Below are 15733 nucleotides of genomic sequence, written 5' to 3'. Positions count from 1 at the left end.
ATTCTGTTTTAGTGATCAGCCGTTGTTCCTCGGTGGGGTCCACGCCGGTGCTTCGTCCTCGATTTGCCGTGCGTCTTCCCGCATGGCGTGCCCCAGTGACTCGTCCAGTTTCATGAACAGCTCCCCGTAGCGCGGGCTGAAGTGGATGCCTTCCTCGATGTTGCGCCAGGCGCTGAACAATTGGTCTTCGTTGGCTTTTTCGCTGGCGACAAAGGATTGAGTCATTCGGCGGGCGCGTTCTGGGTGGACGCCCATGGCAGTGAGGGCATCGCCGCCGAGTTTCAGGGCGGAGTAATAGGTTTCGCTCACCACATCGTCGGCGCCGGCTTCACGCAGCTCGTAACCATGGCCGCGGTCGAAGGCGCGGGCCAGTATCCAAACCTCCGGGTAAAGCTGTTTGACGTGACGCACCAGGCTCACGGCCCGGTCGCGGTCATCGATGGCGACGACGAGCAGGCGTGCCTCGGCAATGCCGGCGGTTTCCAGTAGCTGGATGCGGGTGGCGTCGCCAAAGTAACTTTTCAGTTGGATCAGGCGCAGATTTTCGATCTGATCCAGAGCATGGTCCAGGGCTACGCTGGGAATGTTGTTGGCGCGAAGCAAACGACACACGATCTGTCCGAAGCGGCCGACCCCTGCCACGATCACCGGGGCCTGCTCTTCTATCTCATCCGGCTCTGCTTCTTCATTGGAAGCCTTCTGATAGCGCGGCAGCACCACCCGGTCATAGACAATGAACAACAGCGGTGTCAGGAACATGGACAGGGCCACCACCAGTGACAGCACCTGAGCGGTGTCTGCAGGGATAACTTGGTTCTGGGTACTGTAGGTCAGCAGCACGAACCCGAACTCACCGGCCTGGGCCAGCCCGAGGCTGAACAACCAGCCTTCACTGCCGCGGATGCCGAATGCGAAAGCCAGGCCAAACAGAATCAGCGTCTTGCCAATGATAACCGCCAGGGCGAGAAGAAAGACCGTATCCCAAGAAGCCGCCAGAACGCCGAAATTGATTCCCGCGCCTACGGTCATGAAGAAAAGCCCTAGCAGCAGCCCCTTGAAAGGTTCGATATTGGCTTCCAACTCGTGCCGGAATTCGCTGTTGGCGAGGACCACACCGGCCAGGAATGCGCCGAGCGCCGGCGACAGATTCACCAAGCTCATCAGCGCCGCGATGCCGATAATCAGCATCAGGGACGCGGCGGTGAATACTTCCCGCATGCCGGATCGCACCACGTAGCGGAACAGCGGCCGACTCAGGTAATGGCCACAGATAATCACGATCACGATCGCACCGACAACGGCCAGCCCATGCGCCCAGCCCGGCAGGTTCTCAACCAGGCTGAGGCTGCTATGCCCGCCCTCGCTGCCACTACCGGACATTGCGGACACGGCCAGCAGCGGGATGACGGCCAGCATGGGAATCACCGCAATGTCCTGGAAAAGCAGCACTGAGAAGGCACTCTGCCCACCTTCGGTTTTGACTAGCCCCCTTTCGGTAAGTGTCTGCAAGACAATCGCTGTTGAGGAAAGGGAGAAGAGAAACCCTACCGCCACGGCTGTTTGCCAGGCCATCCCCAGGAACCAGGCAAAACAGGTGGCGGCGGCTGCAGTCAGTGTGACCTGCAGGCCGCCAAGACCGAGCAGCCGAACCCGCATGGCCCAAAGGGATTTGGGGTCAAGCTCCATCCCCACCAGGAACAGCATCATTACCACGCCGAACTCAGCAAAATGCTGAAGAGTGAGGGCCTCCTGGCCCACCAGTCCTGTCACCGGTCCTATGACCACACCGGCCACCAAGTAACCGAGTACCGACCCCAGCCCGAACTGTCTGGCCAGTGGCACCGCTATTACCGCCGCCACCAGGTAGATAAACGCCTGAACAAAGTAGTCAGTCATCAGTCATGTCCGTGGGTCGAAAATCACATACCCATTCTTCTAACATTAGACCAACGGCTGCATTTCGCTTCCGGTATCGAAAATGGGGGACAAAAATGGGGACATACCTGTTTTTCTTCACCACAATGCTCAGTGCGGCCATAGCCGTCAACTGGTATCCCGCGTGATTCATCACGGTCTTGTTAAAGTGGCTGATCGCACGCTTCCGGCTCTTATTCTTCTGCCAACGACATGGCAGCACCGCCACATATGCTCATTTATTCTCTAAATACTTGTCGCTTATAATATCAAGTAAAGAGGGTGGGGCGCTTGCTCACGGCCCCCTCGACCACTGGACGATGCCTTAAGAAAGGCGGTCGTGGTGGCGGTTAGGACAATGCGGCCAATCTTGGCCCTCCTCGCATCAGGGTTGGTCACCAATTGTCGGCGGCGGCTCCCAGGTGCAAGGTCACCCGCAATGCATGCATGGTGAGCGTGGCGGCGACTTTCAGCACCTGCTCGCGAAACCTCATTAGGCTCCACCTCTTACGGTTTTGATTCCCCATCAGGCAGCTCAGGCCGTGCGGATATTGTTTCAATCTAACCATTAGTTCTAGTTCGTTCTGGGCCTTCGGCCCTCCACCGGATGGCCTTTTCTCCGCTTCGCTACGTAAAGGCCGCTGCTGAATGTTGGCGTTACATCAGGAAAGTCTCAATGGCGGCTTCTGGCCGGACAATGACGGCCCAAAATAGGCCGTCGTTCAGCCTCATCAAACTTCAGTCTGTTCTGCCATTTCCAACGCGTCATCTACCTCAACCCCTAGATACCTGACGGTGCTTTCCAGCTTCGTGTGACCCAGGAGAAGTTGCACTGCCCTTAAATTTTTCGTGCGACGGTATATCAGCGAAGCTTTTGTACGTCGCATCGTGTGCGTGCCATACATTGATGCATCTAGTCCTATTTCGGTAACCCAGGCTTTCACAATACGGGCATATTGGCGCGTTGAGAGAGGCTTTGCGCTATTGATTCGGCTGGGAAATAGGAAGTCTTCGCTTCGGAGCTGAGCCAGCTGTATCCAGTCGATAATAGCGATACGGGCTTGCTCGGTTATTTCGAACTGGACAGGTCGATGCGTTTTTTGCTGCATCACGATGGCTCGTGGGGATATGCACGCACCATGGGCTATATCTCGGACTCGTAAATTGACGAGGTCGCAGCCTCGTAATTTGCTATCGATGGCTAAATTGAAGAGGGCGAGGTCTCTTGTCTTTTTGGCAATCTGTAGACGAACACGGATCGCCCAGATATCTCTGAGGCGCAGTGGTGTCTTCTGCCCAACCAACTTGCCTTTATTCCAAGGAGTGAAGGGGTTTTGAGTAGAAACGTTCATGGCAAGATCCTCCATCGGGTGGAGATCAAAGAATGGAACATTTCACCTAAGCTTGTGCTGTGATGGCCACTGAGAATGGTGGTCATCGATAACAAAGACGTGCCGATGTGAGCCTCGAAAATGATGGTGGGAATGGCGATGAGGTTCCGGCCCCTCCCATCCCTCATGCTCGTGTTGATGGTGTTCATCGTGGTAGTGCAGATGGGTATGGGTTATGGCTGCGTGCTCGTGCTCAAGAGTTCTCAGGTCAGATTTATGCCAGATAAGGGCTGTGAGCGCCGTTGCTGCCAGAGCAATCGTTCCCAGCAAAGCGAACGTTCCCGTCAGTCCCACGTTTACCCCCAGCCAACCTGCCAACGGATAAGTAACCAGCCAACAGCTGTGTGACAAGGAAAATTGGGCAGCAAACAGCGCTGGACGATCCTCCGGCTGACACGAGCGTTTGAGCAGGCGTCCGGAGGGGGTCATAACCAACGAGGCCCCCGCGCCCAACAGCAACCATAGCCCGGTAAGCCCCGTAAACGATGGGCCTAGCCAGCCCAGGTAAAGGCTGAGTGCCATCATAACGCCGCCCAACAGCATGACTGGCCGCTCGGGCATCCGATCCAGCACCTTGGGCAGCAATAAGGCCACCAGCATGGAACCTCCACCTGCTGCGGCAAAGGCCAGGGCTACCTCTTTCTCGCCCAAACCCAACACCGAGCGCACAAGCACCACCGTGTTGACGATTTGCATGGCCCCGGCGGCTGAAACCGCCAAGTTCAACGCCAGTAGCCCGCGCAGCCGGGGCGTCTTCAGATAAATCCGCATGCCGCGGGTAACACGACGCCAGACGCTAGGGGCTTCCTCTAGGGCAAGAGGCGCAGGCAGGGTTACCGATATAACCAGGGCGGCAGAGATAACGAACGCCAGAGCGTTGAGTACAAACAGGACATCAAACCCCATCACCATCAGCAGTGCCGCCGCCACCATCGGGCTAAGAAGGTTCTCTAAATCATAGGCGAGACGTGACAGGGATAATGCTCGTGTGTACTGCTCTTCGTCTTCGAGAATGTCAGGTATCGTCGCCTGGAAAACGGGCGTAAAGCCAGCTGAACAAGCATTGAGTAGAAAGATCAGCACATAGATTTGCCACACTTCTGTAACAAAAGGCAGTGCACAAACCACGGCTGCACGCAGTAAGTCCAGGCTAACCAAAAACGTGCGCCGAGGCAGGCGTGATGCATAGGCGCCGACCAGAGGGGCAATGCCCACGTAAGCGACCATCTTGATCGCCAGCGCCGTGCCTAGCACGGCACCCGCCTGACCTTCAGCGAGATCGTGAGCCAGTAACGCCAGCGCAACCGTGGTTAGGCCAGTGCCGATCAGTGCAATGACCTGTGCTAGAAAGAGGTGGCGGTAAATGCGATGGGCGAGTACATCGAGCATAGAACTTCCTCAAATGAGGGGTGCCTAAAAGCGCTTACAGGTAGCGTGCAATCGTCTTGAACTCTTCAGCCCGTGCCCGTTGCGTTTGATTCTGAGTACCCAGGGCTTCGTCTAGGCAGTGGTCGATGTGATCCAGCACTAAGGTGCGTTTAGCTTGCTGAATGGCTTTTTCTACCGCATGGAGTTGTTGAGCGATGTCCAGGCAGTGGCGTCCATCCTCTACCATCTGGGTCACACTCGAAAGGTGCCCCCGAGCGCGGTTCAGGCGCTTGACGATATCGGGATGTGACTGGTGAGTATGCATTGTCATTTTCTTTTCCCTTATTATATTCCTATCCCCCCGGAGGGGATGGTAATCTATCGCCGTTATTCTGCCAACGCTATGGTTCAAGGCAGACGGTTATCTATTTTTATGATTTTTACTTTTATCCTGGTTGCTCTACATGCTCAATCGGCTGCGCCACCGCCTTGGCTATCTGACCTTTCTGTTGCTGTTCCTGCCTAGCCTGGTACTCACCAGTGTGGGTGAGGCGCGTGCGCATGGGGCGGCGAGCATGGTTAGCGTTGAGTTGTCTCTCCATGAGAATGTGCAGAAGGGCCATGGGCATACCCATGGCCACGAGCACGAAGATAGTCGCCACCTCCATAATGAGAGTGGCAGTCACTTTCACGAAAAAGCGGATCGGCCTGGGACGGGCATTGCCGTCGAGTCGAACTTCCGCGACGCCCTGCGGCTAGGCGAACGCAGCGGCCTACCGCTGCGTCGTGTCTACCGCTTGGAGCGTCCTCCACGGCCGGTCATTGCTGGATGACTGGGGCCGTCCACTGGACGGCCAACACTTAATGACAGACCCGTGGAGGTTTTATGTTTCCATCCCAACTAGGGGGTGCGTTCGGCTTGCCTGTTTTGGCCCGACGCCACGCGCTGACCCTTTTCACACTGCTGGTGATGCTCCTGGGAGCCAGTGGTGAAGCCCTTGCCCACGCCGTTGCTGAAGGCGACAAAGGGTACATCCAGGAGATCTATGGCGTTCACCTGATCTCATTCGTCTATCTCGGTGCCAAGCACATGGTGACGGGGTATGACCACATCCTGTTTTTGCTAGGGGTGATTTTTTTCCTCTATCGAATGCAGCATATCGCCATCTACGTCAGCCTCTTCGCCATCGGTCACTCTACGACCATGCTGCTAGGGGTGTACTTTAATATCGGCATCAATAGCTACCTTATCGATGCCATCATCGGTCTCTCCGTTGTCTACAAGGCACTCGATAACATCGGTGCTTATCAGCGCTGGTTCGGCTTTCAGCCCAATACCAAGGTGGCGACGCTGGTCTTCGGCCTGTTCCATGGCTTTGGACTGTCGAGCAAGATCATTGAGTACGATATCGCTTCTGATGGATTAGTCCCCAATCTCCTGGCGTTCAACGTTGGGGTAGAGATCGGCCAGCTACTGGCCCTGAGTGCCATCCTTATCGTGATGGGTTTCTGGCGACGCACCAATGGCTTCTTACGCCACGCCTACACCGCTAACGTCGCCATGATGTGCGCTGGCTTTATGCTGGTTGGTTATCAGCTCACCGGCTATTTCATCGCCTAATTCAGGAGAGACCCAAATGTACAATACCGACCTTCCCACCCGTGCCGAGTTACCGTCAACAGGTAAGTTACTTCGTTCTACGCTGATGGCAGCCGTCATTGCAGTCGCTTTGCTGATCACCGTCGTGCTGCCTGCTGAGTATGCCATTGACCCCACCGGCGCTGGCCGCTTGTTGGGGCTGACAGAGATGGGCGAAATCAAGACCCAGTTGGCTGAGGAAGCCGAGCTTGATCAGGCCAATGATCAAGCCAGTGCTCAGCAGGCGTCTCAACCCGCTGCATTTCAAGAGACCGTCAGTGATCGCCAGCCTGAGACGGCAAGCGATGCTGATGCTCAAACTTCCACTTCGGATGCAGAGATGGCTCCCCAAACAGCCAATTCAGCTTCAGCGAGTGATCCAGTTGCACCTTCGCCCACTGATTCTGAATGGGTGATGACCGATGCCAGCGTGGCTCTGGCAGGGGCATTGGCTACTGAGGAAGCCGTTTCCCAGACGGCGCAAGCGGAAGAAGCGTCCCCGTGGAGCGATGAGGTGAGCTTTACCCTGACGCCAGGGGAAGGCACGGAGTACAAACTCACCATGCAAGAAGGGGCGGTTGCTACCTTTGCCTGGGCATCAGAAGGTGGCCCCGTCAACTTTGACACGCACGGTGATGGAAATGGGAATTCCATCAGTTACGAGAAAGGCCGTGGCGTGCCCGAGGATGAAGGTGAGCTAGAAGCCGCTTTCAATGGCAATCACGGTTGGTTTTTCCGTAACCGCAATGATAGCGATGTGACTATTGTCTTGCGTGTGGGTGGAGATTATGGGGAGTTAGTTAAGGCCCTTTAACGGATTAGCCTCTAGCGCTCTCTTGAGTGCTAGAGGTTTTCTTCGAACCAGTGTCATTAAAGTATTCGTAGCTGTATTGGTTTATTGATATACCACTTGATATAAAAAATTATCTTCAAGCGCATGAGATGATGCAATAGCTCAGTTAGCAAAACCATTTAGGCGTATATGCGAAATATCTTAAAGTCGGCTTCTGGTCGAGGCTGTGTGAAAACTCCCAAATCCGTTGCCTGTTTCCGCATCCGGCTGTCAGGCCACGTCCAGCGGCCAACGAGACGTCTCAAAGCACTTCCGCCATCGCCACAGACGAGGTTATTCAAGATCACGCGCCCCGAGAAATCCTTCCTAGAGAGCGTCATAGGGCACTACAGGCGCTATTAAAGAGCAGCAGGCACGCTATGCCCGCATCGCCTGAATCAACCCCTTGGTTCCAAGGATCTTTATGACACGTTTCATATTATAGGCCAGCACGTGAAGACTCATTTCCGTGCTGACGCTCTTGAGGCTCCTGGTCAGAAAATGCGTCGATTCCATCCAGGCCTTCAGTGTGCCGAACGGGTGCTCGACTGTCTGGCGTCTGAGACGCATCATTTCCGGTTTCTGGTTCAGCCTAGACTGTACCGCCTCGAGCACATCCTCATGCTCCCAGCGCTTTATACGCCTGTGTTTACCAGTGGTACATTTCCCTTTCATCGCGCAGGTTGGGCAGGCTGAACTCCAGTAGCAATGCAGCGTCTGACCTTTTTCGACGCTCTTGAAACGCCAGATCAGTCGCTCTCCCGCAGGGCAGTGGTATTCGTTGCTTTCGGGGATGAAGCGAAATGCCTCTCTGGGAAACATTCCCTTGGCCTGGCTCGGTGAGGTTTTCGGTTTGGGGAGATAGATGGTGATACCGGCCTTGTAGCACGCGAGAATTTCTTCTCCCTTAAAGTAACCGCGATCCGCCACGACACTGAGATCTTTGATGCCGCTGGCATCATGTGCCTGCTTGGCCATCCCGGAAAGTTGACGCCGGTCACTACCGACGTTGGTGACCTCATGGGCGATGATCAAATGATGCTGACTATCGACGGCCGTCTGTACGTTGTACCCCACTAGCCCGGTGCCTCGCGTCTTCATGGAGCGAGCATCGGGATCCGTCAACGAGACCTGCTGGTCAGGTGCCTGGGTTCTTTGTATCTCAATGGCCTGTAGTCGCTGCACTTCCTCGGTGAGAGCGGCGATCTTGTCCTTCAGCTGTGCTGTCTGCGCCTCTGTGACAGCGGGGTCGCCTTGGTCAGCTGAGTCGAGTTGGCGCAGGTAACGCTCGATGCTCTTCTCGATCTCCTCTGCGCGCCGCTTCATCTTGGCAAACGTAAAGTTGCGGTCACGGTTGTTGACCGCCTTGACTTGCTACCGTCGATGGCCACGATCGCTTGTGTGAAGAGCCCCAGGCGCCGGCAAAGCACGACAAAGTCTCGGCAGATGGCGCGGATTGCCTTGCCGTTGTGCTTTCGAAAATCGGCAATCGTCTTGAAGTCCGGTACCAAGCGTTCTGTCAGCCACATCAGCTCGACATTGCGCTGCACCTCGCGCTCCAGGCGACGGCTGGATTGAATGCAATTGAGGTAACCGTAGAGGTAGATTTTCAGGAGTACCGCAGGGTGATAGGCGGGCCGGCCGGTAGCATGGGGATCGACACCCTTGAAACCGAGTTGCCTGAGATCAAGGGCCTCAACGAAGGCCTCGATGGCTCGGACCGGGTTGTCCTCCGAGACAAAATCATCAAGAAGCTCAGGGAACAACGTGGCTTGAGACCGGGACTCACCTGCAACGAAGCGCTTCATCGGCACCTCCACGAGCTGTCACGGGTAGAGTATAGCGGTAGCCTCGTTTTCACACAGCCTCGGCCGAAAGCGGCCTTTCAATTGTGTCTATCAAACTAAGGGCGATTCACTCCTTATCCGTCAACGTGACGACATTAGAACCTCAGACGCTTCCGACCACTATCGCGGCCAATGGTGATATCGCGGCATGGCAGGAGATCATTATCGGTACCGAAATCGGTGGCCTGCGGCTGGTAGAGGTCAAGGTAGGCGTGGGTGATGAGGTCACGGAAGGGCAGGTGCTGGCCGTGTATAACGCCACGACGGTGCGCGCAGAGCTTGCCAGGAGCCGCGCCGCCGTGGCGGAAGCCGAAGCAACGCTTGCGGAAGCGAATGCCAACGCCCAGCGCGCCCGCGGTTTGAAAACCACGGGATCGCTTTCAGAGCAGCAGATTCAGCAATACGAAACCGCAGAACTCACCGCCAGGGCGCGGCTAGGCGTTGCGCAAGCGCAGAATGAAGCCCAAGCGCTACGCTTGGCTCAGACGCAGGTGGTCGCCCCAGACGACGGTTTGATTACCTCCCGCACGGCCACTGTTGGCGCTGTTACAGGCGCCGATCAGGAATTGTTCCGATTGACGCGCCACGGTCGGCTGGAGTGGCGGGCCGAGGTCGCCGCTTCCGATCTGAATGAGCTGCGAGCCGGCCAGACTGCCAGGGTCACCGTGCCCGGTGGATATGAACTCGAAGGGAGGTTGCGCACCATTGCGCCGCTAGTGAACACCGCTACACGCAATGGGCTGGTTTATGTCGACCTACCGTTAAGCGACGTTGCTCGGGCGGGGATGTTTGCGCGGGGTGGATTTGAACTGGGTAGCCGCCAAGTAATGACGCTACCCCGTGCCGCAGTGCAACTACGCGACGGTTTTGGCTACGTCCATCGCGTCAGCGATGAAGGCCAGATAACGGAGCAGAAAGTTGCCTTGGGTCAGCACACGGAGAATCGAATCGAAATTCGCGCCGGGCTTGAACCCGATTCCCGAGTGGTCGCCTCGGGCGGTGCTTTTCTCGGCAACGGTGACCAGGTGCGGGTGATTGAGGGAGAGCCAGTTTATTCACCCCGAACGAACGATACCGACGTCGAGGAGGGGGTATGAAGTTGAATACCTCCTCCTGGGCGATTCGCAATCCTATTCCGGTTGTTCTGCTCTTCATCCTATTGACCTTCTGGGGGCTCATCTCCTTCCGAGGCTTGCTTATTCAGGACTTGCCGGATGTGCAGCTGCCCCTCGTGGAGGTCTCCGCCTCGTTGCCGGGGGCGGCCCCCGCCTTAATGGAGACCGAGGTTGCCCGCAAGTTCGAGGACTCCATCGCTACCGTCTCCGGTGTCAAAAACATCACTACAACGCTGACGGATGGCAATGCCGACATTGCTATCGAATTCAGGCTGGAAAAGTCCGTGCAAGAGGCTGTTGAGGACGTGCGCGACTCTGTTGCTCGCATCCGCTCGGATCTACCCGCCGACCTGCGTGATCCAATGATTCGGAAGGGTGAGTTTTCCAGAGAGCCGATTGTACGCTACGCGGTGACCTCCTCCGATCTAGACGATGAGGCACTCTCCTGGTTCGTCGATGACAAAATGACCAAGGCCGTATTGGCGGTGCCCGGTGTTGGTTCGGTTCGGCGTATCGGCAGGGTCGATCGCGAAGTCCGCGTGGCATTGGCTCCGGATCGTCTGCTGGCGATGAACACGACAGCGCTGGATATCTCCCGCCAGTTGCGTCAGGCGCAGTTGGAGGCCCCCGGTGGCCGCGTTGATGTCGGCGGAGCCGAACAGGCCGTGCGCATCATCGCCAACGCTGAATCCGCAGCTGAGCTTGCGACGATGGAGCTGGCACTCAGCGATGGCCGGCGTATTCGCCTTGATGAGGTGGCAACGGTTACCGATACCGTGGCTGAGCGGCGCTCATTGCATTTTTGGATGGCGTGCCCGTCGTAGGCGTCGAGATGACCCGTGCCGAGGGGTACGGCGAGGTGGATGTGGCCGAGGGCGTGCAGTCTGCGCTCGCGGCGTTGCAGGTGCAATATCCTTATGTCGAGGTCGAAGAAGCCTTCAATTTCGTTGGGCCGGTGCTGGAGAACTATCAAGGCTCCTTGCACATTCTGTTCGAGGGCATGGCGCTGGCAGTGCTGGTGGTGTTCTGCTTTCTGCGCAATTGGCGTGCCACACTGATTGCGGCGGTTACGCTGCCTGCCGCTGTTGATCATCCCTACCTTCGCTTTCATGCACCTGATGGGCTTCACGCTCAATGTGGTGACGCTGCTGGCGCTCTCGCTGGCGATCGGGGTGTTGGTCGATGATGCCATTGTCGAGATTGAGAACATCGAACGGCACCTGCTAATGGACAAGCCCCCGCGCCAGGCTGCTATGGATGCGGCGGCGGAAATTGGCCTGGCCGTTGTCGCCACCACCTTTACGTTGATTGCCGTTTTTCTGCCCACGGCCTTCATGAGCGGCACCGTCGGGCAATTCTTCGTTCAGTTTGGTTGGACAGCCTCGGTAGCGGTGCTGTTTTCGCTTCTGGTGACGCCCATGCTGGCTGCGTATCTGCTGCGAAAACCCCAACATCCCTCGCGCGATCCAACGTGGATTAGCGTCTATCTTGTCGTCGCCCGTTGGTGCCTGCGCCAGCGTAAGACAACGCTCCTCGCGGCGGCGGCCTGCTTTGCAGGAGGTATCTGGCTGGCCTCGACCCTGCCGGGTACCTTCATACCCCCCGATGATAATTCCCAGGCGCAGGCGACGCTCACCTTGCCGCCCGGTAGCATCTTGTCTGAAGCGGAGGCGCTTGCCGAGCAGGCACGCTCACGACTGGCGACGCAACAGCATGTAGTCAGTGTCTTCGCGGCTGTCGGTGGGGGCTCCGGCAGCAGTGACTCTGATGTGACCTCGGTGGAACTGACCGTTGGTTTGGCGGATCGCGCAACCCGCGCGGGCGTTACGCAGCAAGACATAGAGCAGCAGTTACGTGTTGCACTCGCCACGCTTCCCGGCGTGCGAACTCGCGTAGGCGACGAGGGAGATGGCTATGAGTTGGTGCTCGCCGGTGAGGATAGCCGGGTGCTTGAACTTCATGCCCGCCAAGTCGAGCGGGAGATGCGCGCCATTCCCGGCATCGGCGCGGTGAGTTCGACGGCCAGCCTGGTCAGGCCTGAGCTCATTGTACGCCCTGATTTTGCCCGCGCCGCCGACCTGGGGGGCTCAGCTCAGGCCATCGCCGATACGCTGCGCATCGCGACAGTGGGGGATAACGCCGAGGACCTTCCTAAGTTGAACTTCAGCTCGCGTCAGGTGCCGGTGATGGTCCGGCTGGCGGATGCCGCTCGGGAGGATATGGCGACCCTTAAACGGCTACCAGTGCCTGGTGCGAACGGACCAGTGCCGCTGGAGAGCGTGGCTAACGTTGAGTGGGGCAGCGGACCTTCGGAAATCACCCGGCATGATCGTCTGCGCAACGTCAATTTCGAGGTGAGCCTGCAAGGGCAGCCTTTGGGAGAAATCGAACAGGCCGTGCAGGCACTGCCCAGTTTACGTCAGTTGCCGCGCGGCGTGTTTCAGAAAGCAGAAGGCGATGCAGAGGAAATGGCGGAGCTTGCCTCAAGCTTCGGGATTGCCATGCTGACCGGCGTGCTGTGTATCTATATGGTGCTGGTGCTGCTGCTCAAGGATTTCATGCAGCCGGTTACGATTCTGGTAGCACTAATACTCTCCATCCCCGGAGCTTTTCTGGGTTTGTTCCTCACGCAAACGCCTGTGTCGCTGCCTGCCATGATCGGATTGATCATGCTGATGGGGATTGCCACCAAGAACTCGATCCTGCTGGTGGACTACATCATCATCGCCCGTCGGGTGCACGGGTTGGAACGCGTGGACGCCATTCTTGATGCCTGCAAAAAACGTGTCCGGCCTATCGTGATGACGACGATCGCCATGGGGGCAGGCATGATGCCGGTTGCCTTGGTATGGGCCGGCGATCCCAGCTTCCGGGCTCCCATGGCCTTCGTCGTGATCGGCGGGTTGATCACCTCGACGCTGCTGAGCCTGCTGGTTATTCCGGTGGTGTATAGCTGCCTGGACGATGCAGTGAGATGGGCCACCAAGCGCTTAGGACGATTGACTCATACGCCTACGCCTCCAGCAACGGATTAGGACAGCCTTAATCAAGAGTGGGCGTCGGTGTCATCCTGATAAAGAATGATCTTCGCGTTTGTGTAGGATAGAAAGATAGGAGAGTGTGTAGCGATGACAAATTGCGAGTGATCCTCGACAAGCTGGTGAATGGCGGTGCACGTCGTCGGCGCGAACACTGTCTTCGGCGTACTTTTCGGTTACTTGTTCTGGCGATACGGCTTGGAGGCGGCGATTATCGCTCACGCGTTTGCACATGTGGTGGGCTATGTCGTTAGCATTGCAGCGGAATAACAATGTCGATGCAGCGGACACCAGAAAGCGTCATCTACCGTATCGTTCGAGACTCAGACAATCGTGCCGGAATGCTACGTGGTAGAGGGTCGTTTGTGCATTAAGTCCACTGCAGCAGGCGGAAACGCAAGCCTGCTGACAGCGGCTGGGTAGACTTGCCGGCCCTAGTGGGCCGGCTTTGTTGGGGAAGGCCCCTAAGATCAGCGAGCGATGCGGGTACTGGCGTCGGTGAAGCCGGTCAGCGAAATATCCAGATCCAGGCGTTCACCGCGTGGATCAATCATGCTGAGGGTTGCTGTACTGCCACTGCGGAGTTGCTGTAGCATCGCTGGTTCAATGGGGACGTCAGCACGGCAGCCTTGCTCCTGGCAGACCTGATAGGGGAACTGGATTGGCTCACCGTTATCCACACTCAATTGCAAGCCTGCTGCCAGACGTACCCCCAGCGGCACGAAGAAGCTCATCACCGGGTCATCGATCTGGGGCGGGTAGTCAAGAATTACCTGCATCAAGGGCTGATCGCTGCCAGGTTGCGTAACCATTTGCGCCATCGCACACGGAGTCGGGCCCTCGGCATTACGCTGGCAGCGGACTTCCCAATCCTGGAAAGATTCGGTGGTGACATCATTACCGGAAGCCGCCCCCGATTGTTGGCTGAAGGCGTTGGGAGACAACGCTAAGAGCGATAATAGCCCCATCTTGCATAGGTTTTGAGTCAGGTTTTGAGTCAGATTGTGCGGCATTGGCGTACCCTCCTGTTGGTTCGCTGATGGTGAATAATCATACTCACCATGCCTGTTTGTTCGCTTGAGGTCGAGCCCCTTAGGTTAACAGAGCTGGGTTAGCAGAGCGTAGCTGGGCGGTTTACTTTCCTCACCACCCAGTCTTCTATTCTTAGTCGGCTTCGTAGCGACTACCGTTTTTCCCACGCCACTGGACAACACTCATTGGTATTGCCCAGCGCTACTTTAGCCACGTTATTCAGTGTCCGAACTGCTAACTTCTGTCTCTACCTCCCCGCGCCGCTGCATCCAGCGCATTACGATCCAGCACAGCGCTGCCCAGCTTGCCCCGGCTGTCCAGCCAGCAAGCACATCAGTCGGCCAGTGAACCCCAAGATAGACGCGGCTTATGCCGACCAGCAGGGTCAGTAATATCGCCAGAATCAAAAGGTAAGCCTTCAGCCTCAGTGCGGGCTGCACGCGGGTGAGTAGCGCGGCCAGGGTGAGGTAGGTCACCGCAGACATCATTGAGTGGCCGCTGGGAAAGCTCGCGGTGTAAACCATGGCTTCATGAGGCACGAGATCCGGGCGAGGACGATCAAAGCCCAGCTTCATCACGGTGCTGAGAAGTATGCCGCCCGGCACTGCAATTGAGGCAAAGAGGGCCGCGCGATAGCGGCCGGCGAGTAATAGGTAGCCCAGGGCGCCCAGCGTGATGAGTACCAGCACACCGACACCGCCAAGCGCGGTAAAGTCCCGCCCCATTTCCTCGACCCAGCCTGGCCCGATCGGGTCGCTAAGATCGGCGGGATTGCGAAGCGCGAGCAGCAGGCTCTCATCAACGGTCTGGGTATCTCCCTCAGTGACTTCATCGGCCAGCGCGACGAATCCCCACACCCCGCCGGAAAGTACCGCAACGCAAAGCAGCATCGCTAGTTCGTAGCGGCCGAGCCGAGCCAGCAAGGAGAAGCTATGGCGTCCAGCTTGTCTAATTTTTTCATGGCGCTTCATTTGCAACTCCTTTGCTTTGATAAGTGGTACGCAACGTCTATTCTGACGCTTTTATGGTGTCAGTGTTATCACTAGCGCAGAAAACTACTTACTTCTAAAGCAGGATGACGTTTTACCAGGGGGCCGTAATTTCCACCACCGCTTAGGCACTCAAGATAGCGCCAACGTACAACAGCCCAATGTCAGTGTTACCTTTTCGAGATCAGGCAATAGGCGATTCAGTTCTTCTTCCGGCAGTCGGCTAAGCAACGCGTTTTGTTGAAAATCACGCGGTTCAAGCATTGAATACCCCTCTCTCATTATTTCAAGCGTCATGCAGTCTTGTTTAAACTAGCACTGGGGAGCATGTGTTATAGGTATTTTTATACGGTGATTTACGCCGATTCACATACACTTACCTGAATCCGTGAAGCCGGCGCCGACACTTTCCCTATCACCGCCAGCGAGCACTTTTTGATCATTCGCCCCGTGCAAGTTGGCTTTCGCAAGCCCGTTATTGCCAAAACCCACCGTGCTGATCGGTGCTGACGGCCCGTTTTGTCATGCCTTTCCACCCGCCAGGCACGACATATCTGGCGATCGCGTG

At 56.8% G+C, this 15733-nt stretch carries 13 protein-coding genes and 3 pseudogenes; 7 read left to right on the top strand and 9 right to left on the bottom strand.

The window, feature by feature from the left end; all coding sequences use genetic code 11:
- Window positions 1-15: 15 nt before the first annotated feature.
- The 5 genes and pseudogenes from V8L71_RS00085 to V8L71_RS00065 form a co-directional block, all read right to left on the bottom strand.
- Window positions 16-1896: a monovalent cation:proton antiporter-2 (CPA2) family protein gene (locus tag V8L71_RS00085; RefSeq protein WP_101146941.1), complete on the bottom strand. Its 1881-nt coding sequence runs from the start codon at window positions 1894-1896 to the stop codon at window positions 16-18.
- A 413-nt stretch (window positions 1897-2309) separates the two neighbouring features.
- A pseudogene (locus tag V8L71_RS00080) lies at window positions 2310-2504 on the bottom strand (IS1380 family transposase); the annotation flags it as partial.
- Window positions 2505-2645: 141 nt separating this feature from the next.
- The gene (locus V8L71_RS00075) at window positions 2646-3266 is read right to left on the bottom strand and encodes a tyrosine-type recombinase/integrase (RefSeq protein WP_101146939.1); all 621 of its coding nucleotides are present in this window, start codon (window positions 3264-3266) and stop codon (window positions 2646-2648) included.
- A gap of 42 nt (window positions 3267-3308) precedes the next feature.
- A complete protein-coding gene (locus V8L71_RS00070; RefSeq protein WP_336269447.1) occupies window positions 3309-4694 on the bottom strand; it encodes an MFS transporter in 1386 nt (461 codons plus the stop codon).
- A gap of 34 nt (window positions 4695-4728) precedes the next feature.
- Window positions 4729-5004: a metal-sensing transcriptional repressor gene (locus tag V8L71_RS00065; protein ID WP_008957440.1), complete on the bottom strand. Its 276-nt coding sequence runs from the start codon at window positions 5002-5004 to the stop codon at window positions 4729-4731.
- Between the two features lie 133 nt (window positions 5005-5137).
- On the opposite strand from V8L71_RS00065, the gene V8L71_RS00060 reads away from it, so the two are divergent.
- Genes V8L71_RS00060 through V8L71_RS00050 form a run of 3 tightly spaced genes read left to right on the top strand, consistent with a single transcriptional unit; the run spans window position 5138 to window position 7126 of the window.
- Window positions 5138-5506: a hypothetical protein gene (locus V8L71_RS00060; protein WP_176304977.1), complete on the top strand. Its 369-nt coding sequence runs from the start codon at window positions 5138-5140 to the stop codon at window positions 5504-5506.
- 53 nt (window positions 5507-5559) lie between these two features.
- On the top strand, window positions 5560-6294 hold the full coding sequence (locus V8L71_RS00055; protein WP_176304976.1) for a HupE/UreJ family protein: 735 nt from the start codon (window positions 5560-5562) through the stop codon (window positions 6292-6294).
- Window positions 6295-6310: 16 nt separating this feature from the next.
- Entirely contained in the window at window positions 6311-7126 is an 816-nt protein-coding gene (locus V8L71_RS00050; RefSeq protein WP_336272873.1) for a RodZ family helix-turn-helix domain-containing protein, read from the top strand.
- Between the two features lie 396 nt (window positions 7127-7522).
- On the opposite strand, the pseudogene V8L71_RS00045 reads toward V8L71_RS00050, so the two are convergent.
- A pseudogene (locus tag V8L71_RS00045) lies at window positions 7523-8952 on the bottom strand (IS1182 family transposase).
- 83 nt (window positions 8953-9035) lie between these two features.
- Here V8L71_RS00045 and V8L71_RS00040 point away from each other — a divergent pair.
- The 4 genes and pseudogenes from V8L71_RS00040 (at window position 9036) to V8L71_RS00020 (ending at window position 13414) form a co-directional block, all read left to right on the top strand.
- Entirely contained in the window at window positions 9036-10088 is a 1053-nt protein-coding gene (locus V8L71_RS00040; protein ID WP_336272872.1) for an efflux RND transporter periplasmic adaptor subunit, read from the top strand.
- Window positions 10085-11292: pseudogene (locus V8L71_RS00035) on the top strand (efflux RND transporter permease subunit). Before V8L71_RS00040 ends, V8L71_RS00035 begins: the two are co-directional and overlap by 4 nt.
- Window positions 11216-13141, top strand: coding sequence for an efflux RND transporter permease subunit (locus V8L71_RS00025; protein WP_336272869.1), 1926 nt, complete (start codon window positions 11216-11218; stop codon window positions 13139-13141). The pseudogene V8L71_RS00035 and the gene V8L71_RS00025 overlap by 77 nt, the downstream one beginning before the upstream one ends.
- A 129-nt stretch (window positions 13142-13270) precedes the next feature.
- Complete coding sequence (locus V8L71_RS00020; RefSeq protein WP_336272868.1) at window positions 13271-13414, top strand: hypothetical protein; 144 nt, start codon at window positions 13271-13273, stop codon at window positions 13412-13414.
- A gap of 200 nt (window positions 13415-13614) precedes the next feature.
- On the opposite strand, the gene V8L71_RS00015 is transcribed toward V8L71_RS00020, so the two are convergent.
- From V8L71_RS00015 to V8L71_RS00005, 3 genes are all read right to left on the bottom strand, one after another.
- Window positions 13615-14157, bottom strand: coding sequence for an invasion associated locus B family protein (locus V8L71_RS00015; protein WP_336272867.1), 543 nt, complete (start codon window positions 14155-14157; stop codon window positions 13615-13617).
- A 234-nt stretch (window positions 14158-14391) separates the two neighbouring features.
- Window positions 14392-15147 (bottom strand): phosphatase PAP2 family protein, encoded by a 756-nt coding sequence (locus V8L71_RS00010; RefSeq protein ID WP_336272866.1) that lies wholly within the window; start codon window positions 15145-15147, stop codon window positions 14392-14394.
- Between the two features lie 150 nt (window positions 15148-15297).
- Window positions 15298-15429, bottom strand: coding sequence for a hypothetical protein (locus V8L71_RS00005; RefSeq protein ID WP_336272865.1), 132 nt, complete (start codon window positions 15427-15429; stop codon window positions 15298-15300).
- Window positions 15430-15733 lie beyond the last annotated feature (304 nt).

It is taken from the genome of Vreelandella indica (assembly GCF_037070225.1).
Lineage (GTDB): Bacteria > Pseudomonadota > Gammaproteobacteria > Pseudomonadales > Halomonadaceae > Vreelandella > Vreelandella arctica.
This window is presented reverse-complemented; position numbering and strand designations above follow the sequence as displayed.

Bases quoted from the DNA above. Each gene is read 5' to 3' on its own strand.
- V8L71_RS00085 (WP_101146941.1), bottom strand. From the start codon at position 1,896: ATGACTGACTACTTTGTTCAGGCGTTTATCTACCTGGTGGCGGCGGTA.
- V8L71_RS00075 (WP_101146939.1), bottom strand. From the start codon at position 3,266: ATGAACGTTTCTACTCAAAACCCCTTCACTCCTTGGAATAAAGGCAAG.
- V8L71_RS00070 (WP_336269447.1), bottom strand. From the start codon at position 4,694: ATGCTCGATGTACTCGCCCATCGCATTTACCGCCACCTCTTTCTAGCA.
- V8L71_RS00065 (WP_008957440.1), bottom strand. From the start codon at position 5,004: ATGACAATGCATACTCACCAGTCACATCCCGATATCGTCAAGCGCCTG.
- V8L71_RS00060 (WP_176304977.1), top strand. From the start codon at position 5,138: ATGCTCAATCGGCTGCGCCACCGCCTTGGCTATCTGACCTTTCTGTTG.
- V8L71_RS00055 (WP_176304976.1), top strand. From the start codon at position 5,560: ATGTTTCCATCCCAACTAGGGGGTGCGTTCGGCTTGCCTGTTTTGGCC.
- V8L71_RS00050 (WP_336272873.1), top strand. From the start codon at position 6,311: ATGTACAATACCGACCTTCCCACCCGTGCCGAGTTACCGTCAACAGGT.
- V8L71_RS00025 (WP_336272869.1), top strand. From the start codon at position 11,216: ATGCACCTGATGGGCTTCACGCTCAATGTGGTGACGCTGCTGGCGCTC.
- V8L71_RS00020 (WP_336272868.1), top strand. From the start codon at position 13,271: ATGGCGGTGCACGTCGTCGGCGCGAACACTGTCTTCGGCGTACTTTTC.
- V8L71_RS00015 (WP_336272867.1), bottom strand. From the start codon at position 14,157: ATGCCGCACAATCTGACTCAAAACCTGACTCAAAACCTATGCAAGATG.
- V8L71_RS00010 (WP_336272866.1), bottom strand. From the start codon at position 15,147: ATGAAGCGCCATGAAAAAATTAGACAAGCTGGACGCCATAGCTTCTCC.
- V8L71_RS00005 (WP_336272865.1), bottom strand. From the start codon at position 15,429: ATGCTTGAACCGCGTGATTTTCAACAAAACGCGTTGCTTAGCCGACTG.